We start from the raw sequence: 23,417 nt of genomic DNA on the forward strand, positions 1-23,417 counted from the left end.
TCATGCGTCCGCTGGTCAATCTCGGCCTGCGCCTGATGGAAAAGCCCTATCTTGCGCGGGTCGAGGATCCGGCGGAAATTCGCGAACGGTTCGAACGCAAGGCCCGGTTCTGGTTCGGCATGCCACGGGATGCGCGCCTGGGGTGGGATCGTCTAGGCGAAAGCGGGGTTCCCGCGCTGTGGGTCCATGAGGCGGAGAGCGCGCCGGTGATCCTGTATTTCCATGGCGGGGGGTATGTCTTTGGCAGTCCGCGGACCCATGCCGCAATGCTCGTGCGGCTGGCGCGCCTGGCCGGGGCAAGCGCCTGCCTGCCGGACTATCGCCTGGCCCCGGAACACCCGTTTCCCGCCGCGATCGAGGATGCGCGGGCCTGTTTCGACGGGCTGATCACGCAAGGCGTGGCGCCGGGCAAGGTCATCATCGGCGGTGACAGCGCGGGCGGCGGGCTGGCGCTGGCGCTGCTGGGAGAGCTGTGTCGGACCGGCGCTCCGATGCCGGCCGGTGCGTTTGCGTTTTCGCCGCTGACGGACATGACCTTTTCCGGGGACAGCTTTCGCGCCAACGCGCAGGCGGACCCGATGCTGCCGGCGCAGCGGGCGGCGGAACTGGTCGGCATGTATCTGCGGTCCGCCGATCCGGCCGATCCACGGGCTTCGCCGCTGTTTGCCGATTTCGCCGGCGCGCCTGCGGTGTTTCTGACTGCCGGCACGACCGAGATCCTGCTGGACGATACGCGCCGGATGGCCCAACGGTTGCGCGCGCAGGGGGTCGCGGTGGAGGTCCGTATCGGAGATCGCCTGCCGCATGTCTGGCCGCTGTTCGCCCGGATCCTGCCCGAAGGGCGGGCGACGATGCGGGATCTGGCCGACTGGATCACGCGGCTGCCAGCGCTGTCAGGCGGTAGCTGAGCGCCTCGGCCACTTGCGGCCGGCGCACGGTTTCCGACCCGTCGAGGTCGGCGATCGTTCGCGCCACCCGCAGCACGCGGTGGTAGCCGCGCGCCGAGAGTCCGAACCGTTCGGCCATTCGCGTCAGCAGATCGCGCCCCTCTGCGTCGGGGGTGGCGATCTCTTCGAGCAGCCGGCCTTCGGCATCGGCGTTCTGGTGCAGCTCGGGATGGGCGGCGAACCGCGTCGCCTGCACGGCGCGGGCAGCCGCGACGCGGGCCGCGACGGTGGCAGAGCTGTCGCCCGAGGGCGGCAGGTCCAGATCGGAGAAGGCCACGGGGGGCACCTCGATGCGCAGATCGAACCGATCAAGAAGCGGTCCGGAGATCCGGCCCAGGTAGTCTTCGCCACAGGCGGGCGCGCGGGCGCAGGCGCGCGAGGGATCGCTGAGATAACCGCACCGGCACGGATTGGCGGCCGCCACCAGCATGAAGCGGCAGGGATATTTCACATGGGCATTGGCGCGGGCGACGATGACCTCGCCGGTTTCGATCGGCTGGCGGAGGGTTTCCAGAACGGTGCGAGAGAATTCGGGGAATTCGTCGAGGAACAGCACGCCGTTGTGGGCCAGGCTGATTTCGCCCGGTTTGGCGCCGCGCCCGCCGCCGACGATGGCGGCTATCGAGGCGGTGTGGTGCGGTTCGCGGAAGGGGCGGGCGCGGCTAATGCCGCCTTCTTTCAGCAGGCCGGCCAGCGAATGGATCATGGAGGTTTCCAGCGCCTCGGCCGGGGAAAGCGGCGGCAGGATGCCCGGGATGCGGGCGGCGAGCATGGATTTGCCGGAACCTGGCGTGCCGACCAGCATGAGGTGGTGGCGCCCGGCGGCGGCGATTTCCAGCGCGCGTTTGGCGCGCTCCTGTCCCTTGACGTCGCGCAGATCGCGTGTGGCCGGATCGGACCTGACCTCCCCCGGTGCGGCAGGGGCGAGAGGGGCATCGCCCGTCAGGTGGCGGATGGTTTCGCCCAGCGAGGCCGGCGCGATGACTTCGGCTGCCCCCACCCAGGCGGCTTCGGCCCCCGATGAGCGGGGGCACAGCAGGCGGCGGTCGCTTTCGGCGGCGGTCAGGGCCGCGGGGAGGGCGCCGAGAACGGGCACGAGCGTGCCGTCGAGCGACAGCTCGCCCAGCGCGACCGTGTTTTCGGCGGTTTCCGCGGGGATGATTTCCAGCGCGGCCAACAGAGCCAACGCGATGGGCAGGTCGAAATGGCTGCCTTCCTTGGGCAGGTCGGCGGGCGACAGGTTGATGGTGATCCGGCGCGAAGGCAGGGCGACGGCCATGGCGGTGAGCGCGCTGCGCACTCGGTCGCGAGCTTCGGACACGGCCTTGTCCGGCAGGCCGACCACGGAAAACGCCGGCAGGCCCGGCGAGATGGCGCATTGCACCTCGACAAGGCGGGCCTCGATCCCCTGGAACGCGACGGTATAGGTGCGTGCGATCATCCCTGCCTACTCGCCCGGTTTGTCAAAACTGGTTAACGGGCGAGGGGTTTAGGAAAGGTTAATGCAAAAGAGGCGAGGTCGGTATGCGGGGCCGGCGTTGCGTCTTGGGTATTTGAGACCAGAAAGAAGCAGGAGCGTCAGGGTGTTGGGCGGATTACACGGTTGATATGGCCCATCTTGCGGCCCGGGCGGGCTTCGGCCTTGCCGTAGAGATGGATTGCGGTGTCCGGTTGGCGCGCAAGATCGGGCAGGCGGTCCAGATCGTGGCCGATCAGGTTTTCCATCACGACATCCGCATGGCGGCGGCCATCGCCCAGGGGCCAGCCGGCGATGGCGCGGATGTGCTGCTCGAACTGATCGACGGTGCAGCCCTGCTGGGTCCAGTGGCCGGAATTGTGGACGCGCGGCGCGATTTCGTTGACGACAAGACCGCGCGGCGTGACGAAGAGTTCGACCCCCATCACGCCGACGTAATCCATCGCCTCGAGGATGCGCGAGGCGATGAGGATCGCGTCCGTCCTCTGGGCCGAGGAGAGGCGGGCCGGGACCGTCGTGGTGCGCAGGATACCGTCGCGGTGGACGTTCTCGCCGGGGTCGAAACAGGCGACGTCCCCCGAGAGTCCGCGCGCGGCGATGACCGAAATTTCATGGCTGAAGGAAACGAAACCTTCGAGGATCGCCGGGGCGTCGGCCAGTTCGGACAGGGCGGCGGCGGGGTCGGTGTCCGCGTCGATGCGCACCTGGCCCTTGCCGTCATAGCCGAAGCGGCGGGTTTTCAGGATCGCGGGCGTGCCGATACGGTCGAGCGCCTCGCGCAGGCTGGCAAGGTCGGGAATGTCGGCAAAGGGGGCCGTCTGCAGCCCCAGATCGTTCAGAAAGGTCTTTTCGGTCAGGCGGTCCTGGCTCACGCGCAGCGCCTCGCGCCCCGGGCGGATCGGGCGGCGGGATTCCAGCAGGTCCAGCGCCGAGGTGGGGATGTTTTCGAATTCATAGGTGATGACATCGACGCAGGCCGCGAAATCCGCCAGCGCCGCGGCGTCGTCGTAGGGCGCATTGGTGACCGTCTCGGCCACATGGGCCGCCGGCGGGTTGGCGGCCGGTTCGAAGATGTGGCAGCGGTAGCCCAGCCGCGAGGCGGCGACGGACAGCATCCGGCCGAGTTGCCCGCCGCCCAGGATGCCGATGACGGAATCGGTGGGCAGGGGATCAGTCATCCTGCGGCACCTCGGGGATGGAGGCGGAGAGGGCGGCGCGCCAATCGTCCAGCCGCCCGGCCAGTACGGGGTCCTGAAGCGCGAGGATTTGCGCCGCCATCAGCCCGGCATTGGCCGCGCCCGCCGCGCCGATCGCCATTGTGGCGACGGGGAAGCCCCTGGGCATCTGCACGATCGAATAGAGCGAATCCACCCCCGACAGCGCGCGGGTCTGGATCGGCACGCCGATCACCGGCACGCGGGTCTTGGAGGCCATCATGCCCGGCAGGTGTGCCGCCCCGCCGGCGCCGGCGATGATGACCTGCAAACCGCGTTCGACCGCCCTGCGGCCATAGTCCCACAGCCGGTCCGGCGTGCGGTGAGCCGAAACGATGCGGGCCTCGTAGCCCACGCCAAGTTCGTCGAGAATGGTTGCGGCTTCCTTCATGGTCGGCCAGTCGGACTGGCTGCCCATGATGAGCCCCACGCGGATGTCGGCCATGTCGCGCCCCCGTGCCCGGAAAATGAGCGCGCACTATAGCCAAATCCCCGGGCACGGCAATACGGTGCCGCGCCGCGGGCGGGCACGTTCAGGCGATGATGTCCGGGGTAAGCATGTCCTCGATCAGCGCGATCCGGTCCTTTAGCAGAAGTTTCTTCTTTTTCAATCGCTTGATCGTCAACTGATCGGCGGTTCCACGTTCTTGCAGGGCGGTGATCGCCTCGTCGAGGTCGCGATGCTGCTGGCGGAACACCTCGAGCTCGACGCGCAGCACCTCCTCGGACTTCATCGACAGATCGGTTGGAGCATTCATGGCAGCGACTCGTTTTGGTTCTTGTTCGCTATTGCGGACAGGATACGCGGAATCCGCGTTTCATCCTACCCCCTTGTTTGCAGGTTCAATTCTTCCCATATTCAGCTCAACGCGGTTGCCGCAACGGGGCCGCGCGAATGCGTCGCTTTGGCAAAAGGACGAAAACCGTGACGAAACACACTCTGGCTTCATACCCGCATCTTCTGGGGTTCGAGCAGTTGGAACGCCTTCTGGAGCGATCGGCGAAGGCCGGCAACGAAGGCTATCCCCCTTACAACATCGAACAGACTTCGGACCGGTCCTATCGGATAACGCTGGCGGTGGCCGGGTTTGCCGAGGAGGATCTGTCGATCACCGTGGAGGATCGGCAGCTGGTGATCCGCGGACGCCAGCGCGACGACGGCGAGGGACGCGTGTTTCTGCATCGCGGCATCGCGGCGCGCCAGTTTCAGCGCATGTTTGTGCTGGCCGATGGGGTCGAGGTCGGCGAGGCGGTTCTGGAAAACGGTCTGCTGCATGTGGATCTTGCCCGGGCACAGCCTGAAACCGTGGTGCAGACGATCAAGATCAGGAAGGGGTAAGCCATGAACACACCGTTTGACTTCAGCAACTTCAACAGCGAAGGACGGCGGATCGTCTATGTGAAGGAAGTGAACGTCGCCGACCTGCCCGAAGAGATCCGCGCCGGCGCGCGCGGTCGCGACCATCTGTACGCGGTGCACGATGCCGAAGGCCAGCAGCTGGCCCTGGTGGCGGATCGGAAACTGGCGTTCATCCTGGCCAAGCAGCACGATTTCGAGCCGGTCACGGCGCACTGAGCCACCCCGAGCCTTGTCGCAGGCTGCAACCGGGTGACAAGCCGCAGGACCGGGCGGAGGAATTCACTGGCAAAGGCGACCGCCCGGTCGCCTTTTTTTGCCATCGCCATTCTTGCGAAGGCAGTCCAATCGGCACGACCCGTCAATGGCTGATCAAAGGGGTGCAGCCGCGTCTCTAGCCCGCGGCGCCGTTGTGATGGACCCGCCCCAGCCCCGACAGGTCATAGCCGCCCAGTTCCGCCGCCCGCCCGGCAAAGGCGGAGGAGCGCAGAAAATCCACCAGTTTCCGCATGGGCGGGTCGAACCAGGCACGCCGCCAGACCGCGAGGTCAAAGCGTTCCTGGCTGAGGGGCACGAAGCCAAGCCCGTAAAGCCCGGCGAGCGCCCCGAGACCGAACCCGGCCTCGGCCTTGCCTTCGTGGAGCGCCATGGCGAGCGCCTCTTCGGTGCGCGCGGGGCTGTCCAGAGGGGCGATGTCACGGCGGCTCAGCCCGTGTTCGGCCAGCAGATCGTCGAATTGCCGCTGGCTGGCCGCGCTGTCCTGACGCAATACGACCCGGCGCCCCCTGAGGTCGGCGACGGTCTGGATACCGGACACCCCCGGCGCCAGAAGCAGGCCGCGCTGGCGGCGGGCGATTTCGACCACAACCACGGGCGCTTCACCCAGCGTGGCCCGCAGCGTGTTGACGTTCCAGTCGTCCTCTTCCTCTTCGCGAATATGCAGCCCGGCGGCCTGTGCGGACCGTTCGGCCAGCCGCGTCAGCCCGTCGAACGACCCATCGTAGTAGCTGGCCAGCCCCGATCCGCTTTCGCGCAGGGCCCAGTCCAGCAGCGGGTCGTGGCTGCCGGCGACGATCAGGGGCAGGGGAGGTTCGGCCACGACGGGCCCGCCGCGCGCGGCGTTCAGCCAGGCGGTGATTTCGGCCCGCGGAAACAGCAGCTTGCCCACTGCCCGCACATGCGGGATCTCGCCGCTGGCCACGAGGTCATAGACCTTGCGTTCGCCGATGCGCAGCAATTGGGCCAGTTCGCGCGTGGTCAGATAGTCGGGCATGCGCGGCTCAGCGGTCCTCGGTCGGGGCCGTGGCGCGCCGCAGATAGGCGATCAGGTCGGCGCGGTCGGCGGGGTTGGTGATGCGCTGGGTGGGCATCTTGGTCCCCGGAATGTAACTGTCGGGGCCTTCGTCGAAAAGGGCGCTCACGCTTTCTTCGGTCCAGACGATGCCCGACCGCGCCACCGCAACGGAATAGCGGTAATCCGCGACCGTTCCGGCCCGCCGCCCGAACAGGCCATGGAGCGTCGGCCCCGCCCGGCGCCCGCTGTCCGGCGTCAGCGTGTGGCAGATTGAACAGCGCCCGACGAAGATCCGCTCGCCATTGTCGGCGGTCGCCGAGGCGCGCGCGGGCGTCACCATTTTCGGCGCCTCGGCCAGTTCGTCCACCGGCCAGGAATACATCGCCGAATCCAGCCCGCCCGCGTGCAGGTTGCGCCCGTCGCGCGAATAGGCCAGCGCCCAGACCGGCCCTTTCAGCGTGGCGCGAAAGTCGCGGACGATACGCCAGGTTTCGGTGTCGAGGACCATGATGTAGCCCTGACCGTCCCCGACCGCGAGCCGCCGCCCGTCGGGGGCGAGCGCCATGGCCAGGATCGGCCGGCGGTCCAGCGTGAAATCGTGCAGCAGCGCGCCGGTTTCGGGGTCGATCACTCGCGTTACCCCGTCCACCGCCCCATAGGCCAGCCAGCGTCCATCGCGCGCGGGCACGATCCGGTTGATGCCGAAACCGTGGCGCAGGATCACACGCCGCTGCGCCCCGGTCGCCACGTCCCATTCCCGCAGCGTGCCGTCCTTGCCGCCCGACCACAGCCTGCGCCCGTCCGGCGAAAAGGCGACCGTGTTGACCCCGTCCTCGTGACCATGCAACCGCTTCGGCGCGCGCCCGTCCAGCGGCCAGAGTCCCACCGTGCCGTCCCAGCTGGCCGAGGCGACAAGGCCGGGAATGGCCGCCAGCGCCGCGACCTTGCCGCCGTGCCGGCCCAGAACGGTCCCTTCAGGCCAGAGGCGCAGGGTGAAATCGTCGCTGGCCGACACCAGCGTCCCGCCGGCAAAGACCACGTCCGTCACCGCTGCTTCGTGCCCGTCGAACCAGCGCGGATCGTCCCCGGTCCAGAGCCCTACAGACGTGTCGAAACTGGCGGTGGCGATGCGCTCGTCAGGCGCCACGGCGATGCCCGTGACGGGGCCGCCATGCCCTTTGAGCGTGAAAAAATCCGCCGCCGCGAGCGACGGCCAGAGCGCCAGGATCAAAGCGGCAAGCCGCACCGTCTCACTCGGAGGGCTTCGGCGGCGCATCCCCGGCCAGCCTGTCCGCCACGAGTTGCCCGAGGCTGATGACCTCCAGATCCTCGTCGCGGTCATGTTCGAACAGCCCGTCCTCGAACACGCCCCGGCAGTTGGCGCAGGGCACCACGACCGCCTCGATGCCGCCGATCTCGTCGATCTGTTTCAGCTTTTCGCCGAAGGCCGCGATCATCAGCTCCTCGGCACGCGGGTTGGCCGACACGCCCCCCCCGCCGCCGCAGCAGAGATTGGCGATGCCGGCGCCCTTCATCTCGACGAAATTCGAGCACGCCCCTTCCAGCAGGTTGCGCGGTTCCTTCAGCAACCCGCCCCGGCGCACGATCTGGCAGGGGTCGTGAAGGGTCATTCGCCGCCCGTCCTTGTCGCCCACGGGAAGCTTGCCTTCGGCCCGCAGCCGGTCCAGCAGTTCGATGATGTGGATGACCTCGAAACCGAAGCTCCGTCCCAGCAGGTTCGGCCCGGCCCAGCGGATCGCGCCATAGGCATGGCCGCATTCGGGGCTGACGACATATTTCACGCCCAGCCTTTCGGCCTCGTCCACCACGCGCCGGACCAGCTTTTTCGCCAGCGGCGCCGAGCCGATCTGCACGCCCACATTGGTCGCCTCATAGGCCTTGGTCGAGATCGTCCAGCTCAGCCCGGCCCGGTCGAAGATGCGCGCATAGGCACCGATGATCTCGGGGCTGGCCATGATCTCGTGCGAGGAAAAGATCGCCATGTAATCGGCGCCTTCGCGGTCCACGGGGATCTTCAGGCCGGTTTCCTCTTCCTGATGCCTGACCTGTGCCAGCAGCGCCTTGGCGGTGACCCCCATCGGGCTGGAGGTCTTTTCCACGTTCTCGCGCGCCTGTTTCAGCCCGTCGGGCGCGATATCTGCGGCGGCGTAGGCCTCGCGCATCTTGCGGATGGTACCGGCGATGTCGATCCCCATCGGGCAGACCAGCGTGCAGCGTCCGCACATGGTGCAGCTGTCATAGACCAACTCTTCCCAGTCGCGCAGGTCGTCCTCGGTCACCTCCGGCGGCAGCAGGCCGAACATGCCCCTGATCCCGCGCAGCGGCGCCTTGTGCCGCCTGTAGGCGCGGACCAACGGCTGCAGCTTCCAGGTGGGCGTGTATTTCGGATCCTTCGTCGCGAGATAGAAATGGCAGGCCTCGGCGCATTCGCCGCAATGCACGCAGGCCTCGAGATAGGATGCGATATCCGCATCCATCTGATCCAGAAGGGTCGTCAGCGCCGCGTCGGTCATGGGTTCATCCCCTTGCGTCCGTAAACCGCGCCCGTCGCCCCCCGTGCGAGCGCGAAGGTAAAGGCATGCATCAGCCGCGAGAACGGGAAGTAGATCAGCCACAGGTTCACCAGCCCCATGTGCAGCGCCCGCAAGGCATCATGCGCCTCTTCCAGTGCCAGGCAGCCCGTCAGCATCACCAGAAAGGTCAGCCAGCTGCCTGCATGGTCGTCGCGGTCGGAAATCTGCCGCATCACCGGGTCGGAGAATCGCCGCACCCACAGCACGATCAGCCCGGCAAAGGCGAACTCGGCGGCGAGGATGAAGCCCCAGCGGGGCAGGGCGGTCCAGCTCAGCCCGGTGAAGCGTTCGAAGAACGCGATATGCGGGGCGGCAAAGACCAGCAGCACGAACAGGCCCAGATGGAAGGCATAGCCGCCCAGAAGGTGCATCCAGGTGCGTTCGGCAAACAGCCCGCGCGGGACGAAATGGCGCAGGTTGCCCTTGAACCAGCCTGCCGCGGCCGAGCCCTTGGGCGGCGCCAGATCGGGCTTGCGGCCAAGCCGCACGATGCCCGCCACCCGCCAGATCGCGCCGACCGCGAAAATCGCGAAGGCTGCATAGAACATCGGCCCTTCGAGGAATTGCAGAACGGTCATGCCGCGCCCTCCGCCTGTGCCTCGGCCCCGCCCGGGTCGTTCGCGTGATCGGCCTTCTTGCCGGTCACCTCTTCATACCAGAGGTCGTGATGTTCCTTCGCCCAGTTTTCGTCCACCTCGCCGCGCAGCATGGAATCGATCGACCCTTCCATGCCGATCGAGCCGACATAGGCATGTCCCATCGCCACCGCGATCAGCAGCACCGCGCCGATGGCGTGCAGAAGGGTTGCCGCCTGGTGATAGACCAGCGTCTGGCTGAGCATCGGGAACAGCAGGAACAGGCCCGTGGCGCACATGCCCAGCCCGATCAGCACCACCATCCAGTACCAGGTCTTTTCGCCGAAATTGTAGTGATGCGAGCTGGCGTGCCCGCCCAGCAGACCGCCGCCCTTGAGTATCCATTTCGCATCCGCCCACTGGAAGAAGTTGCCCTTCATGAAGCGGACCACCATGATCGCCCAAGCCAGAACGAAGACCGGCCCGAACAGGTTATGCCCCTGCAACGAGGCGCTCAGCAGCACCGAGTTCACCGATTTCAACGTGTCGATGACCGACGGGTCCATGCCCATCCGTCCCACCAGCAGATCACGGCCCAGGAACTCGACCAGCAGCGGCCGGCCGAACAGGATGATGAGCCCCGACAGCCCCATCAGGATGAAGACCGAGGCCAGGAACCAGTGCGCGATGCGGTGCGAGAGCGAAAAGCGCGGGATGGTCCTGCCCGACCGCCCGCCGCGGATCGCGATCTTGCCGCGGATCAGCCGGAACAGGACGATGATCGCCGCCATCCCCAGCAGCACGTAGCCGCCATAGCGCAGAAGGTATTGCCGCCGCACCAGCCGCCAGTCCTCGCCCAGCACCTGCATCAGCTGGCCCCGTGCGGTCGATGACGAGGGTGTCGCCTGCGCACCGGATTTGAGCGCGCGCCACAGGTCGGGATCGGAGGCACCGCCCAGCGTGCCCAGTTGCGGAACGCCCGCATCGCCATCGGGCAACGGCACCGGCCTGCCCTCGATCTCGCGCAAGGCGTCGGGCAGGCGCTGCGTCGTGCCTTTCAGGCGGTTCTTCTGCCGGGCGAGAATGTCCTCGAGCGTGGTGGCGCGGGCCCCGCCCGCGGCGGTGTCCGGCGCCGTTGCGTTCTGCGCGGGCGCGCCCCCTGCCCAGAGCAGCAATGCCAGTAAGGTCAAGACCCTGCGCATGAAGATCATGCCGTCCTCGTCTGTTGCGCGGCGGTTCGGCACGGTCGCCATCGGGCTCCGCACGGTCCTCCGTACCGCCGATGAGGCACGGAAGGCGCATCGCCGACCGCCGTCATTCTATCGGGGCATGCCGATGGTTCAGGTTCTCAGCCGCCCTTCTGATTGTAGGCCGTGCCCCAGCCCCAGGCGCCGGAGCCAAAGCCGCGCGCCACGACCCGTTCGCGGTAGACCGCGCTGACTACGTCGCCGTCGCCGGCCAGAAGCGCCTTGGTCGAGCACATCTCGGCGCAGATCGGCAGCTTGCCTTCGGCAATCCGGTTGCGGCCGTATTTGCTGAACTCGGCGTTCGAGTGGGTCTCTTCCGGGCCACCGGCGCAGAAGGTGCACTTGTCCATCTTGCCGCGCGATCCGAAGGCGCCCGCCTGCGGATATTGCGGCGCGCCGAACGGGCAGGCGTAGAAGCAATAGCCGCAGCCGATGCACAGATCCTTGGAATGCAGAACGATGCCTTCCTCGGTCTGATAGAACACATCCACCGGGCAGACCGCCATGCAGGGCGCATCCGAACAGTGCATGCACGCCACCGAGATCGACCGCTCGCCGGGCTTGCCGTCGTTGATGGTGACGACCCGGCGCCGGTTGATGCCCCAAGGCACCTCGTGCTCGTTCTTGCAGGCGGTTACGCAGGCATTGCACTCGATGCAGCGCTCGGAATCACAGAGAAACTTTGCTCTTGCCATTGTCAGTCCTCCTTACGCCGGCATGACCTTGCAGAGCGACGCCTTGGTCTCCTGCATCTGGGTCACCGAGTCATAGCCATAGGTCATCGCGGTATTCGCCGCCTCGCCCAGAACATAGGGGTCGGCCCCCGGCGGATACTTGTCGCGAAGATCCTTGCCCTCGAACCAGCCGCCGAAATGGAACGGCATGAACACCACGCCCGCGCCGACGCGTTCGGTGACCATGGCCTTGACCTTGACCCTGGCTCCTTCGGCGCCTTCGACCCAGACCATCTGCCCGTCGCGGATGCCCAGGTTGTTGGCGTCGCGCGGGTTGATCTCGGCGAACATGTCCTGCTGAAGCTCGGCCAGCCACGGGTTCGACCGCGTCTCGTCGCCGCCGCCTTCGTATTCGACCAGACGTCCGGACGTCAGGATCATCGGGTAATCCTTGGAAAAGTCCTTCTTCTGGATCGAGGCATAAAGCGTTGGCAGGCGATAGGCGTGCCGGTCCTCGTAGGTGGGATAGTCCGCAACCAGATCGCGCCGCGGCGTGTAGAGCGGTTCGCGATGAATCGGCACGGGGTCGGGGAAGGTCCAGACCACGGCGCGGGCCTTGGCGTTGCCGAAGGGCGCGCAGCCATGCTTGATCGCCACCCGCTGGATGCCGCCGGACAGGTCGGTCTTCCAGTTGGTCTTGGGGCCCGCGATCGCGTCGATGGTGGCGCGTTCGGCGTCCGTCAGGTCGCCGTCCCAGCCGAGATCCATCAGCATCTGCATGGTGAATTCGGGGTATCCGTCCTGGATCTCCGATCCCACCGATGCCACGCCTTCGGCCAGCAGGTTTTCGCCGTTGCGTTCCACGCCGAACCGTGCGCGGAAGGTCAGGCCGCCCTGGGCCACCGGCTTTGACATGTCATAGAGGTTCGGCGTGCCGGGATGGCCCATCTCGGCCGTGCCCCAGCATGGCCAGGGCAGGCCGTAATATTCGCCGTCCACCGGACCGCCCACCGCCTGCAGCGTCGTCTTGTCGAACGTGTGCTGGTTGGCCATGTGGGCCTTGATCCGCTCCGGGCTCTGGCCGGTATAGCCGACCGTCCACATGCCGCGGTTGAACTCGCGGGTGACGTCCTCGACATTGGGCTGGCCGTCGCCGTCCATTCCGATATTGCGGAACATCCGGTCGGCAAAGCCGAACTTCTGCGCGAAGAGATAGATGATATCCTGGTCGGGCTTGCACTCGAACAGGGGATCCACCACCTTGTCCCGCCATTGCAGGCTGCGGTTCGAGGCGGTCACGGAACCGCGCGTCTCGAACTGGGTGGCCGCCGGCAGCAGATAGACGCCGTCGGTGCGGTCGTGCATCACCGCCGACACGGTCGGATAGGGGTCCACCACGACCAGCAGGTCGAGCTTCTCCATCGCCGTCTTCATCTCCTTGCCGCGGGTCTGGCTGTTGGGCGCGTGGCCCCAGAACACCATGGCGCGGACATTGTCCGGCTGGTCCATGTTGTCCTTGTTTTCCAGAACGCCGTCGATCCAGCGGCTGACGGGGATGCCCTTGAGGTTCATCAGCGGCTTTTCCTTGCCGTCCTTGCCGGTGATCGTGGCAAAGCGGCTCTTGAGCCAGTCCAGATCCTCTTCCCACACGCGGGTCCAGTGCGCCCAGGCGCCCGCCGACAGGCCATAGTAGCCCGGCAGCGAATGGCTCAGCACGCACAGGTCGGTCGCGCCCTGCACGTTGTCATGGCCACGGAAGATGTTGGTGCCGCCGCCCGACGTGCCCATGTTGCCCAGAGCGAGCTGCAGGATGCAGTAGGCGCGAGTGTTGTTGTTGCCGTTGGTGTGCTGGGTGCCGCCCATGCACCAGATCACCGTGCCGGGCCGGTTGTTGGCCATGGTCCGTGCGACGCGGCGCAACTGGCTGCCGGGCACGCCGGTCACACGCTCGACCTCTTCGGGGGTCCATTTCTTCACCTCTTCGCGGATCTGGTCCATGCCCCAGACCCGGGTGCGGATGAACTCCTTGTCCTCCCATCCGTTTTCGAAGATGTGCCACAGGATCCCCCAGATCAGCGCCACGTCCGTGCCGGGGCGGAAGCGGACATATTCATCGGCATGGGCCGCGGTGCGGGTGAAGCGCGGGTCGCACACGATCAGCGGCGCGTTGTTCTGCTCTTTCGCGCGCAGGACGTGCAAGAGCGAGACGGGATGCGCCTCGGCCGGGTTGCCGCCGATGATGAAGATCGCGCGGGAATTGTGGATGTCGTTGTAGGAGTTGGTCATGGCGCCGTAGCCCCATGTGTTCGCAACCCCCGCAACGGTGGTCGAATGGCAAATCCGCGCCTGGTGATCCACGTTGTTGGTGCCCCAATAGGCGGCCAGCTTGCGGAACAGGTAGGCCTGTTCGTTGCTGTGCTTGGCGCTGCCCAGCCAATAGACGCTGTCAGGGCCGCTTTCGTCGCGGATCTTCAGCATCTGATCGCCGATCTCGTTGATCGCCTGTTCCCAGCTGATCCGCTTCCATTCGCCACCCTCTTTCTTCATCGGATATTTCAGGCGGCGTTCGCCATGGGCGTGTTCGCGCACCGACGCGCCCTTGGCGCAATGGGCGCCCAGGTTGAAGGGGCTGTCCCAGCCGGGTTCCTGCCCGACCCAGACGCCGTTCTTGACCTCGGCGATGACCGTGCAGCCGACCGAGCAATGGGTGCAGACGGTCTTGACGTTTTCCACAGCCGCATTGGCCGCGGTCTGCGCCGATGCGGCGGTCACCGTGCCGCCGGTGGCGCCGATGGCGGCCAGGCCGCCGATGGCCAGGCCCGATCCGCGCAGGAACGCGCGGCGGTCCACGGATTTCTCCGCGACCTCAGACAGGATACTTGTCCGCTGGGGGCGTCTCGCAACCCCGTTGGTCTTTTTCCTAAGCATGTTTCTCCTCCCCGACGGGCCAAAGCCCGCCATGATGTGATGAACCGGCGTCAGGGCCAATCGCTACCGTCGGCCGGGGGTGACGGCGTCCGGCTCAGAACCGGGCGCTGTCGTAATAGGCGCGGGTATGCGCCGTGTCCTGAAGGCGGGTCTCGTCCGTCGGCAGCTCTGCTGCCTCGGCCGTGTCGCCCAGGGCGGCCGCGGCGACCGCGGCGGGTGCCGCCGTGCCGGCCAGTTTCAGGAAGTCGCGGCGGCTGGCGCCGTCTTCCGTCTTGGTGCTCATCGGATCGTCTCCTTTCCGTTGCACGTCTGCCCCGAAGGGGGCGGTGGGTGGCGGATCACTCCGCCGACAGCCGGAAGCCTTCGCGCTCGATCTCCATGAACACGCGGCCGGCGGTGCCGACCGAGGCATAGAGGACCGAATTCTCGGCGGCCTCCAGATCCGAGAAGAAATGCCCCGCCCAGGGACCGATATGCCGGCTCCAGAAAGTCTTCTGGTCCTCCAGGGGCGCGGGCTGGCCAAAGCGGCCGGTGATCATGCCGGCCATCATCTCCATCAGGCTGGCGATATTGTCTTCGGGTTCAAAGACGTTGGGCGCGCGGGTGATGCCGCGCACGGCCATGTCGGTGCGCAGCTGCGCCAGCGGCTTTTCGTTCAGGAACCCGGTCAGGTAGTAGCTGGCATAGGGCAGCAGTTCCCCCCGGCCGACGCCGATGAACAGCGCGTTGAACTCGCGCTCGGCGGCCTCGGGCTTGGTCACTTTCGCCACACGCGCCAGCGACCGGATCGCCTGTCCCAACTCGGTGTCGTCGCCCAGCAGCGCCGCGGTCTGCTTCAGCGTCAGTTCGCTGGGCGGGGCGGCCAGCAGCAGGCCGAGGAAATTGTAGAAATCCGCGCGCAGGCGATCCTCTTCGGCGATCGCGTGTTGGTTCCTGTCCGGTCGGGCCGAGGCCATGCGAATCTATCCTTCGAATGTGAACCGCATCCGGCGCGGCACCGGGGCGGTATCGACGGTTTCAGTTTCTTCTTCAGTTTCCTCCGGGGCCGCTTCTGGGGCGACTGCGACCTTGGTCGTAGTGACCTTGGGCGGATCGGCGTCGGTCTGCTCCGCCCGCGCGGTCCGGGGGGTATCTTTCTCGCCCGTCTCGGGCGCTTCGTTCACGACTTTCGCAATCATGCCCTTGCCGACGGCATAGGCGGTGGCCAGCCCTTCGATGACGGTGGCCGCGTCTGTGAAATCCTCGCCATAGTCCACCAGGCCATCGACATTGGCCAGCGTGGGGTTCAACCCCCACAGCCGGCGCAGGGCGCGGCGGCGCAGCCGTTCGGGCACGGCGCGGGCCATGAAGCCGGTCACGTCATCGCCCGGCTGCAAGCTGTCGGGGTCCGGCAGGTTCAGCTCCTCCAGGATCTCTTCGTCGCTCTTCTCCTCGAGTGCTGCGCGGGCGGCCTCCTCTTCCCGCAGGGCGGCATCCAGCCGCTCGGCCTCGGCCTCTGCCTGCACGGCGGCCTTGCGGCGGGACCAGAAATCGCGGGCCTCTCTCATTGCACCGCCCTCCGCCGGCGCGGGTCGGGGGCGCGATAGACGTCCGCATCGCTCTGCACGCGCGGGTCGCCGATCCCGCCCTGCCGGGGCTCGCCCCGCTTGTCGCTGCGGCTGCGCTTGACGAAGACCTCCTCCTGGTGATATGCCTGCGCGAAGTCCCGAACCCAGGCGATCAGCCCCGGCGTCATCGGGATCTTTTCCACGATTTCCTCGCCGGTATCGGCATAGTCCTGCCCTTCATAGGGCGAAGCCGTCACCAGAACCGGAACCAGAGGCCGGTCGTCGTCGCCTTCCTCGCGCAGGACCAGGTAAACGGACGGGATCCGGTCATTCAGGTTGACCAGATAGGCTTCGGTTTCGTCGGCCCAGAGCGTCAGAGGCAGGGTCGCGGCGTGGTATTCGACGACGTCGCCCTCGCGCCGCAATTCGGCCCATTCGGCCGGGCCGGCGCCGGGCAGGATCGCAACTGCCCGCCATGACCACGCCGCCCAGCGAGTCGCGCCCGGAGCTTTCCGGATCACCACGCCAAGCGGCATTTCAACGCTTCTGGCGTTGATTTTCGCCAATTTCTCCTCCCCGAGCGGATCGGCGTCGCACCTTTCCGCCACGTCAGTATGAAGCAGAAAACCGCGTCCGTCAAAAAAATGTATACCAAATCGGCGCGATTTTCCGGAACCGGACCGGCTGCGGTTTGCCACCGGCGCGGCATGCCGCTAGGTTCACCCTGGGGCCGCCCGTGCCTTTCGCGGCCGTGGGAGGAGAAATTGGTCAAGACACTTGTGCTCTGCGACTGCGACGGGTCGCAGAAGATCGATGCCGAGCGCATCGCGCAGACCTGCGGCGTCACCTGTTCACGGGTACATTCGGCGCTGTGCACGACGCAGTTGCAAGATGCGGCCCGCGCCATCGAGGCGGGCGAGGCGGTCATCGCCTGCGCTCAGGAACATGTGGTTTTCCGCGAACTGGCGGGCGATTTGGGGGCCGAGCCGCCCGGCTTCGTGGACTTGCGCGACCGCGCCGGCTGGTCGGACGAGGGCGCAGAGGCCGGGCCGAAGATGGCCGCGTTGGTGGCCGAATCGCTCCAGCCCGCGCCCGAAGTGCCCGCGGTGGACGTGGTCAGCGAAGGCACCTGCCTGATCGCGGGCCCAGGCGCGGTGGTGGAGCCGCTGGCGCGGCGGCTGAGCGATGCGCTCTCTGTCACGGCGCTCTATACCGACGATGTCGAGCCGCCCGTGGATCGCGATTTTGACATGGTGCGCGGGCGTCTGGCGCGCGTGTCCGGCGCGCTGGGCGGATTCGACATCCGCATCGACGCCCTGCAGCAGGTGGTACCCGGCGGTCGCGGCGCCTTTCGCCTGACGGATCCGCGCGACGGCGGGCGGTCACGTTGCGACATCGTCATCGACCTGACCGGCGGGACGCCGCTGGTGCCCGCGCCCGAAAAACGCGAAGGCTACCTGCGCGCCGACCCCCGCGATCCGCTGGCGGTGGAACGGCTGGCCTTCGAGGCGACGCAAGTGGTGGGAACCTTCGAAAAACCGCTCTATGTAAGGTTGGAGGAGTCGCTCTGCGCCCATTCCCGCGCGGGGCAGGCGGGCTGTTCGCGGTGTCTCGACACCTGTCCCACCGGCGCGATCGCGCCCGCCGGCGACCATGTGGCGATCGACTCGATGGTCTGCGCCGGGTGCGGCGGCTGCGCGGCGCTGTGCCCCTCGACCGCGATCACCTACGAGGCGCCGCCGCTGACCCATGTCCTGCAACGGATGCAGGTTTTGGCGCGCAGCTTCCGCGCGGCGGGGGGCGACAACCCGCGCCTTCTGGTGCATGACGCCCACGGGGCGGAGATGATCCGGCTGGCCGCCCGGTTCGGGCGCGGTCTGCCCGCCGCGGTGATCCCGATGGAACTGCCGGTCGTGTCGGGCTTTGGCCATGCCGAGATGCTGGCGGCGCTGGCGCACGGCTTTGCCTCGGTCTCGGTTCTGGTCGCGGCTGCCACCGAACGCGACGCGCTGACCCGCGAGCTGGCGCTGGCCGAGGCGATCGCCGGGCCGGGCCGCGTGGAGATGCTGGATGCGACCGATCCCGACGCCATGAGCGAGGCGCTATTTGCCGCCGAGGCGCCTCCCGCGCTGGCCGAGCCTGTGCTGCCGATGGGCAACCGCAGACAGGTGGCCCGGCTGGCCGCGCAGGCGCTGAACCCCGACGCCGCCGCCCCGCTGCCTCTACCCGAAGGCGCTCCATATGGCGCGGCTGAGGTGGACACCGACGCCTGCACCCTGTGTCTCGCTTGCGTGTCACTCTGCCCGTCGGGGGCGCTGCTGGACAACCCGGACCGGCCACAGCTGCGCTTTCAGGAGGACGCCTGCCTGCAATGCGGCATCTGCGCCGCGACCTGCCCGGAAAACGCGGTCACCCTGATCCCGCGCCTCGACCTTTCGCCCGAGGCGCTCAAGCAGCGCGTTCTGAACGAAGAGGAACCCTTCGCCTGTGTCGAATGCGGCAGGCCCTTCGGCGTGAAGTCCACCATCGACCGGATCATGGAAAAGCTCGCCGGCACGCACCCGATGTTTGCCACCTCCGCTCAGGCGCGCATGATCCAGATGTGCGACGATTGCCGCGTTCAGGCGCAGTTCCACAGCGAAGACAACCCCTTTGCCGTCGGAGAGCCGCGCCGTCCGCGCACCACGGAGGACTATTATTCGGACCGAAAGGATCACTGAAACCAGCCGAAAGGGAACGGGTCTGGAACGGCCCTGTGCCGGCTGGCATCTCCTCGACGGTCGCCGGGGACGCGCGCCCCTTCCCCGTTCGGGGTCTGCACATTTCGGCCTTCCGCTTCTTTCTGGTTTGAAATACCCCGGGGGAGCGCGAGGGGGCAGCGCCCCCTCGCCCCGGTCGGATTGGCGCAGCCAATCCGAAACACAGGCCTCTTGCGCGAACCCGGCGCTGCCGCGATTTCGCTCATTCGATCTTCAGCGGCGCGCCCAGATCGGCCGGCTCGGTGGCCTCGACAAAGGCGAGGATGGCCTCGAATTCCTCATGCGTGATCGTCAGCGGCACGATCGGCGGCGGCCGCTCGGGGTCAAAGGCCGGGCTGATCCCCTCCAGTTGCAGAAAGGCTGGATGGGGGTTGCGAACGTAGAAGGTCTCGAACCGCTCGCTCCAGTCCGGCAGCGCCCGCAATGCCGGAAAGGACGGGGTCGAGCTGATTCCCGCCATCGGTTTCTGCGGCCCGATCACATGGCAGCGCCCGCAATTCTTCAGCGCCAGATCCGCCCCCCGCGCCGCATCGCCGGTGAATTTCGTCTCGATCGTGGCGATTTCGACGGCGAAATCGGTGGTGAACGGGGTCTCTCCGCCCGGCGCGAAACTCTCGATGGTGCGCTTGCCGATCTCCGACAGCATCCAGTCGAGAAAGCGCTGCTGCCGGCGATCCTCGGTCACGCGCAGGTAATAGATGCGATCGCCGCGCTTCAGCACCGGCGTGCCGGGCGGCCCCTCGGCCAGAACCATCGGCCCGGAGGGATCGGCGACCACGCGCACCCCGGTCTTGAGCGAAAAGCGGGGGAGTATATGTTTCAAGAGCCCGCTTTCGGTGACGTCGGGCGGTGCGGTCAGACCCAGCGCCTCCTGCGCGACGGAAGGGCTGGCGGTCAGCATCAGGCTCAGGCAAAACAGGACCAACCGCATGATCTCCAGCCTAGGGGCGCGGGGTGCCATGCGTCAACGGGCGTGAAGAGGAAGGGAAAAGACCGATGAGCGACGACTACAACATGTCGATGCGCAAGTTTCTCAAACAGGTGGGCGTCACCAGCCAGAAGGCGATCGAAGAGGCGCTGCGCAAGGCGGGCGATACCGGCGGCCGGCCGTTCGACGTCAAGGTGGTGCTGAGCATCGACGAGCTGGGGCTGGAGCATGTCGTGACCGGCACGATCAAGGGCGAGGACGCATGAGCATTACCGAACAGGCGGTTCTGGACGAACTGAAGAAGGTCGCCAATCCAAAGGGCGGCGGCGACATCGTGTCCACCGGGCTGGTCAAGGCGGCCTCGGTCGAGGACGGCGTGGTACGCTTCGTCATGGAGATCGACCCCAGCGACGTCAAGCTGATGGAACCCGCGCGCGCCCAGGCCGAAGCGCTGGTCAAGGCGATGCCGGGTGTGGACAAGGCGGTGGGCATGCTGACCGCGCATGTCCAGACCGCGCCGCCGGAGCTCAAGCCCAAACCCCGGCCCGATCCGCAGGGACCGCAGCGGGTGCCGGGGATCGGGCACATCATCGCCGTTGCTTCGGGCAAGGGGGGCGTGGGCAAGTCCACCGTGGCCGCCAACCTGGCCTGTGCGCTCGCCGCCGAGGGCCGGCGCGTGGCGTTGCTGGATGCGGATGTCTATGGCCCGTCGCAACCTCGGATGCTGGGGGTCAGCGGTCGGCCGTCCAGTCCCGACGGCAAGACCATGCTGCCGCTGCGCAACCACGGCGTCACGCTGATGTCGATGGGGCTGTTGACCAATGACGATCAGGCGGTGGTCTGGCGCGGCCCGATGCTGATGGGCGCGCTGCAGCAGATGATGACCAGCGTCCAGTGGGGCGAACAGGATGTCTTGATCGTGGATCTGCCGCCGGGCACGGGCGATGTGCAGCTGACGCTGGGCCAGAAATTCGTGCTCGACGGGGCGATCATCGTCTCCACCCCGCAGGACGTGGCGCTGATCGACGCGCGCAAGGGGGTGGACATGTTCCGCCGCATGAACATTCCGATCATCGGCATGATCGAGAACATGTCTACGCATATTTGCTCCAATTGCGGCCACGAAGAGCATGTGTTCGGCCATGGCGGCGTTGCCGCCGAGGCCGAGAAGCTGGGCGTGCCGCTTCTGGCCGAGGTGCCGCTGCATCTGGATATCCGCATGGCGGCGGATGGTGGTGCGCCGATCATCGTCACCCAACCCGACAGCCCGCAGGCGGCGGCCTTTCGCAAGGTAGCGAAGCGGCTGGTGGAGCAGGGCGTGGCATGACCGAGGCGCCCACCTTTCCGCCGCTGATGCGGGGCGAGGCGGTCGCCGGCCGCGCCGATCCGTTCGAGCGGGCGCTGGCACTGGCCGCGCTGGGCTGCGACGGTGGAACGGTGGTACACAACGTGCAGGCGGACCGGCTGCGCGCGGCCATCGTCTTCGCGCCCGAGGTGGCGCTCGAGGACGCGATGGCGATGCTGCCGGTCTGCGGCGTGGGCTTTCAGAACGCGCTGGGCGCGCTGGCCCCGCCCGAAGTGGCGGTGCATCTGACTTGGGCGGGCGGCATTCGCGTGAACGGTGCCGGCTGCGGGTTTCTGCGCGCGGCGGCCTCGACCCGCGACCCGGCCGAGGTGCCGGACTGGCTGGTGGTCGGGCTGGAGGTGCCGCTGCTGCAGACGGAGGCCGAGCCGGGGCGCAGGCCCGACATGACGGCGCTGTATGACGAAGGCTGCGCCGAGGTGGACCCGGTGCGGCTCTTGGAATCCTGGGCGCGGCACACGCTGGTCTGGATCAACCGCTGGTCGGACGAAGGCAATGCCGCGGTGCATGACGTCTGGATCGGGCTGGTTCCGAATGTGGGCGAAGAGGTTCAGCAGGGCGGCCGGCGCGGCGTGTTCCTGGGCGTGGACGAGCGGTTCGGGATGCTGATCCGCCAAGGCGCCGAGACGCATCTGGTGCCGTTGAGCACGGTATTGGAGGAGGGGCCATGAAGCTGGCGCGCGCGGTGCATCTGGATGAAAGCGACATGAACGTGTTCGAGCGGCCGGCCCGCACCGGCGAGTGGTGCATCTCGGGCGGGTTCGCCTTTTCCGACTGGACCGAAACCGATCTGGTGGGCAAGGCGCGGCAGGCCTTTGCCAATGGCTGGCTGGGGCTGGAGACGTTCGGGCGCGTGACGCTGGTCGCGGTCACGCCGATCGAGGCGTCGGAACTGGTGGCGCTGGAAGAGAGTCTCGCGCGGCATTTCGTCGAGGACTGGGGGGCGCCGTCGGTGGAGGCGGCGCTGCCGGTGGCGCGGGAAGAGATCGCGCAGATGGCGGATCTGTGCGACGAGCATGACGACAACACGCTGTTGACCGTGGCGCGGGACTTCACCGAGGCCGGGGTGCGCGAGCGGTTTCGGGTGATCGAGGTGGCGCAGGCGGATATCGCGCAGGTCGCGGTGCATTCCGTGCCTGACGAATAGGCGAAACCGGACGGAGCGCGCTGGCGCGCGCGCGGCTTCTGGCACTTCGTGCGGGTTGGGGCTCTGCCCCAAACCCCGGGGTATTTCCGACCAGAAAGAAGCGGGTCAGGGTGTGCGGAAGTGCTTGGCCAGTTTCAGGCTCTGGCCCTGGTAGTTGGAGGCGATGTCGGCGCCGTAGAGCTGGGTCGGCACCTGGGCCATGCGTTCATAGACCAGCCGGCCCACGACCTGCCCGTGTTCGAGGACAAAGGGGGCTTCGTGGCAGCGGACTTCGAGCACGCCGCGCGAGCCCGCGCCTCCGGCGGCCGCGTGGCCGAAGCCGGGGTCGAAGAAGCCCGCGTAGTGGACGCGGAATTCGCCCACCATGGCCAGGTAGGGGGCCATTTCGGCGGCAAATTGCGGGGGGATGTGGACCGCCTCGCGGCTGACGAGGATGTAGAAGGCACCTGGATCCAGAATGATCCGGCCCGCGGTTGTGCGCAGCTCTTCCCAGTAGTCGGCCGGGTCGTAATGGCCGATCCGGTCGAGGTCGATGACGCCGGTATGCGGTTTGGCGCGATAGCCGACGAGGTCGGTGCCGGGCAGGCGCAGGTCCACGGAAAACCCCAGCCCCTGTTCGATCACGGCAGGGCCGTCCACCAGCGGCGTCCGAGCGTGCAGCTCGGCCAGTTCGGCGTCGCTGAGGATCGCCTGGCCGCGGCGGAACCGGATCTGGTTGAGCCGCATCCCGGGGCGCACCAGCACCGAGAAGCTGCGCGGGCAGATCTCGGCGTAGAGCGGGCCGTGATAGCCCGCGCTGATACGATCGAATTCGGTGCCGCCGTCGGTGATGGTGCGGGTCAGCAGGTCGAGCCGTCCGGTGGAGCTCTTGGCATTGGCGACGGCGGTGAGATCGGCGGGTAGCGCCAGCGATTCCATCAGCGGCACAAGATAAACGCAGCCCTTTTCCAGCACCGCGCCGTCGGTCAGGTCGATGCGGTGCATCTCGAATTCGGCCAGCCGTTCGGCCACGGTCCTGCCATGCCCGGCGAGGAAGGAGGCGCGGACCCGGTAGGCGACCGGGCCCAGGCGGAGATCGAGGCTTGCCGGTTGCACCTGGCCGGGAAGAAGGGGCCGATCGGCGCGAATCTTGTCCGCCTTGATCAGCGCCTCGATCATCTGGTTGGGAAAGACGCCGGTTTCGACGCTGGTCACGTGGGTCACTCCTGGCTGGATGGCCCGGTGGCATTTGGTTCGGCGGTCGCGCCGGGCAAGGGGGATCCGGTCATGATTGGAATGGTCGGGCTAGCAGGACTTGAACCTGCGACCTTCCGTCCCCCAGACGGACGCGCTACCAGGCTGCGCCATAGCCCGACGCTGGGCTTTT

At 67.2% G+C, this 23,417-nt stretch carries 25 protein-coding genes and 1 tRNA gene; 8 read left to right on the forward strand and 18 right to left on the reverse strand.

All coding sequences use genetic code 11. From position 1 onward, the window contains the following. Nucleotides 1–2: 2 nt before the first annotated feature. Complete coding sequence (locus tag C4S70_RS11160; protein ID WP_327315462.1) at nt 3–908, forward strand: alpha/beta hydrolase; 906 nt, start codon at nt 3–5, stop codon at nt 906–908. Here C4S70_RS11160 and C4S70_RS11165 read toward each other — a convergent pair. The 4 genes from C4S70_RS11165 to C4S70_RS11180 form a co-directional block, all read right to left on the reverse strand. Then, nucleotides 874–2,388, reverse strand: coding sequence for a YifB family Mg chelatase-like AAA ATPase (locus tag C4S70_RS11165; protein ID WP_104008186.1), 1,515 nt, complete (start codon nt 2,386–2,388; stop codon nt 874–876). The two genes, C4S70_RS11160 and C4S70_RS11165, sit on opposite strands and share 35 nt — an antisense overlap. 137 nt (nt 2,389–2,525) lie before the next feature. Continuing rightward, a complete protein-coding gene (locus C4S70_RS11170) occupies nt 2,526–3,602 on the reverse strand; it encodes a 5-(carboxyamino)imidazole ribonucleotide synthase (RefSeq protein ID WP_104008187.1) in 1,077 nt (358 codons plus the stop codon). Beyond that, entirely contained in the window at nt 3,595–4,083 is a 489-nt protein-coding gene (gene purE, locus C4S70_RS11175; RefSeq protein ID WP_104008188.1) for a 5-(carboxyamino)imidazole ribonucleotide mutase, read from the reverse strand. The genes C4S70_RS11170 and purE overlap by 8 nt, the downstream gene beginning before the upstream one ends. An 88-nt stretch (nt 4,084–4,171) precedes the next feature. Next, nucleotides 4,172–4,396 (reverse strand): YdcH family protein, encoded by a 225-nt coding sequence (locus C4S70_RS11180; RefSeq protein WP_104008189.1) that lies wholly within the window; start codon nt 4,394–4,396, stop codon nt 4,172–4,174. Nucleotides 4,397–4,563: 167 nt separating this feature from the next. Between C4S70_RS11180 and C4S70_RS11185 the strand changes: the two genes are divergently transcribed. Continuing rightward, nucleotides 4,564–4,977, forward strand: a complete 414-nt coding sequence (locus C4S70_RS11185) for an Hsp20 family protein (protein ID WP_104008256.1) — start codon at nt 4,564–4,566, stop codon at nt 4,975–4,977. A 3-nt stretch (nt 4,978–4,980) separates the two neighbouring features. Beyond that, on the forward strand, nt 4,981–5,214 hold the full coding sequence (locus C4S70_RS11190; protein WP_104008190.1) for a DUF1150 family protein: 234 nt from the start codon (nt 4,981–4,983) through the stop codon (nt 5,212–5,214). Nucleotides 5,215–5,389: 175 nt separating this feature from the next. Here the strand turns inward: C4S70_RS11190 and C4S70_RS11195 are convergent, their stop codons facing one another. The 11 genes from C4S70_RS11195 to C4S70_RS11245 form a co-directional block, all read right to left on the reverse strand. Then, nucleotides 5,390–6,268, reverse strand: a complete 879-nt coding sequence (locus tag C4S70_RS11195; protein WP_104008191.1) for a helix-turn-helix transcriptional regulator — start codon at nt 6,266–6,268, stop codon at nt 5,390–5,392. 7 nt (nt 6,269–6,275) lie between these two features. Then, a complete protein-coding gene (locus tag C4S70_RS11200) occupies nt 6,276–7,565 on the reverse strand; it encodes a c-type cytochrome (protein WP_104008192.1) in 1,290 nt (429 codons plus the stop codon). Continuing rightward, nucleotides 7,540–8,823 (reverse strand): (Fe-S)-binding protein, encoded by a 1,284-nt coding sequence (locus C4S70_RS11205; protein ID WP_104008193.1) that lies wholly within the window; start codon nt 8,821–8,823, stop codon nt 7,540–7,542. The genes C4S70_RS11200 and C4S70_RS11205 overlap by 26 nt, the downstream gene beginning before the upstream one ends. Continuing rightward, on the reverse strand, nt 8,820–9,461 hold the full coding sequence (locus C4S70_RS11210; RefSeq protein WP_104008194.1) for a hypothetical protein: 642 nt from the start codon (nt 9,459–9,461) through the stop codon (nt 8,820–8,822). The genes C4S70_RS11205 and C4S70_RS11210 overlap by 4 nt, the downstream gene beginning before the upstream one ends. Beyond that, entirely contained in the window at nt 9,458–10,711 is a 1,254-nt protein-coding gene (locus C4S70_RS11215; protein ID WP_104008195.1) for a formate dehydrogenase subunit gamma, read from the reverse strand. Before C4S70_RS11215 ends, C4S70_RS11210 begins: the two co-directional genes overlap by 4 nt. A 95-nt stretch (nt 10,712–10,806) precedes the next feature. Continuing rightward, entirely contained in the window at nt 10,807–11,400 is a 594-nt protein-coding gene (gene fdh3B / locus C4S70_RS11220; protein ID WP_104008196.1) for a formate dehydrogenase FDH3 subunit beta, read from the reverse strand. Nucleotides 11,401–11,412: 12 nt separating this feature from the next. After that, nucleotides 11,413–14,307, reverse strand: a complete 2,895-nt coding sequence (locus tag C4S70_RS11225; protein WP_104008197.1) for a formate dehydrogenase subunit alpha — start codon at nt 14,305–14,307, stop codon at nt 11,413–11,415. A 94-nt stretch (nt 14,308–14,401) separates the two neighbouring features. After that, nucleotides 14,402–14,590: a ubiquinol-cytochrome c reductase iron-sulfur subunit N-terminal domain-containing protein gene (locus tag C4S70_RS11230; RefSeq protein WP_104008198.1), complete on the reverse strand. Its 189-nt coding sequence runs from the start codon at nt 14,588–14,590 to the stop codon at nt 14,402–14,404. A 55-nt stretch (nt 14,591–14,645) separates the two neighbouring features. Next, nucleotides 14,646–15,263 carry a TorD/DmsD family molecular chaperone gene (locus C4S70_RS11235; protein ID WP_104008199.1) on the reverse strand — a complete coding sequence of 206 codons (618 nt, stop codon included), beginning with the start codon at nt 15,261–15,263 and terminating at the stop codon, nt 14,646–14,648. Between the two features lie 6 nt (nt 15,264–15,269). Continuing rightward, nucleotides 15,270–15,854 (reverse strand): DUF3306 domain-containing protein, encoded by a 585-nt coding sequence (locus C4S70_RS11240; RefSeq protein WP_104008200.1) that lies wholly within the window; start codon nt 15,852–15,854, stop codon nt 15,270–15,272. Continuing rightward, the gene (locus tag C4S70_RS11245) at nt 15,851–16,420 is read right to left on the reverse strand and encodes a DUF3305 domain-containing protein (RefSeq protein ID WP_104008257.1); all 570 of its coding nucleotides are present in this window, start codon (nt 16,418–16,420) and stop codon (nt 15,851–15,853) included. Before C4S70_RS11245 ends, C4S70_RS11240 begins: the two co-directional genes overlap by 4 nt. 198 nt (nt 16,421–16,618) lie before the next feature. Here C4S70_RS11245 and C4S70_RS11250 point away from each other — a divergent pair, with 198 nt between their 5' ends. After that, entirely contained in the window at nt 16,619–18,574 is a 1,956-nt protein-coding gene (locus C4S70_RS11250) for a 4Fe-4S dicluster domain-containing protein (protein ID WP_104008201.1), read from the forward strand. Between the two features lie 241 nt (nt 18,575–18,815). Here C4S70_RS11250 and C4S70_RS11255 read toward each other — a convergent pair whose 3' ends face one another. Next, entirely contained in the window at nt 18,816–19,544 is a 729-nt protein-coding gene (locus C4S70_RS11255; RefSeq protein ID WP_104008202.1) for a c-type cytochrome, read from the reverse strand. A 65-nt stretch (nt 19,545–19,609) separates the two neighbouring features. Here C4S70_RS11255 and C4S70_RS11260 point away from each other — a divergent pair, with 65 nt between their 5' ends. Genes C4S70_RS11260 through C4S70_RS11275 form a run of 4 tightly spaced genes read left to right on the forward strand, consistent with a single transcriptional unit; the run spans nt 19,610 to nt 22,051 of the window. Beyond that, entirely contained in the window at nt 19,610–19,807 is a 198-nt protein-coding gene (locus tag C4S70_RS11260; RefSeq protein ID WP_104008203.1) for a DUF6494 family protein, read from the forward strand. Further along, on the forward strand, nt 19,804–20,868 hold the full coding sequence (locus C4S70_RS11265) for an Mrp/NBP35 family ATP-binding protein (RefSeq protein ID WP_104008204.1): 1,065 nt from the start codon (nt 19,804–19,806) through the stop codon (nt 20,866–20,868). Before C4S70_RS11260 ends, C4S70_RS11265 begins: the two co-directional genes overlap by 4 nt. After that, a complete protein-coding gene (locus C4S70_RS11270; protein ID WP_104008205.1) occupies nt 20,865–21,575 on the forward strand; it encodes a biotin/lipoate--protein ligase family protein in 711 nt (236 codons plus the stop codon). The genes C4S70_RS11265 and C4S70_RS11270 overlap by 4 nt, the downstream gene beginning before the upstream one ends. Next, nucleotides 21,572–22,051: a DUF6505 family protein gene (locus tag C4S70_RS11275; RefSeq protein WP_104008206.1), complete on the forward strand. Its 480-nt coding sequence runs from the start codon at nt 21,572–21,574 to the stop codon at nt 22,049–22,051. The genes C4S70_RS11270 and C4S70_RS11275 overlap by 4 nt, the downstream gene beginning before the upstream one ends. A gap of 105 nt (nt 22,052–22,156) precedes the next feature. Here the strand turns inward: C4S70_RS11275 and C4S70_RS11280 are convergent, their stop codons facing one another. Together C4S70_RS11280 and C4S70_RS11285 are read right to left on the reverse strand one after the other, a co-directional pair. Next, nucleotides 22,157–23,245: a 2'-deoxycytidine 5'-triphosphate deaminase gene (locus C4S70_RS11280; protein ID WP_268807784.1), complete on the reverse strand. Its 1,089-nt coding sequence runs from the start codon at nt 23,243–23,245 to the stop codon at nt 22,157–22,159. Nucleotides 23,246–23,327: 82 nt separating this feature from the next. Then, a tRNA-Pro gene (locus C4S70_RS11285) sits at nt 23,328–23,404 on the reverse strand. Between the last annotated feature and the right edge of the window lie 13 nt (nt 23,405–23,417).

The sequence above is a fragment of the Jhaorihella thermophila genome, assembly GCF_900108275.1.
GTDB classification, from domain to species: Bacteria; Pseudomonadota; Alphaproteobacteria; order Rhodobacterales; family Rhodobacteraceae; genus Jhaorihella; species Jhaorihella thermophila.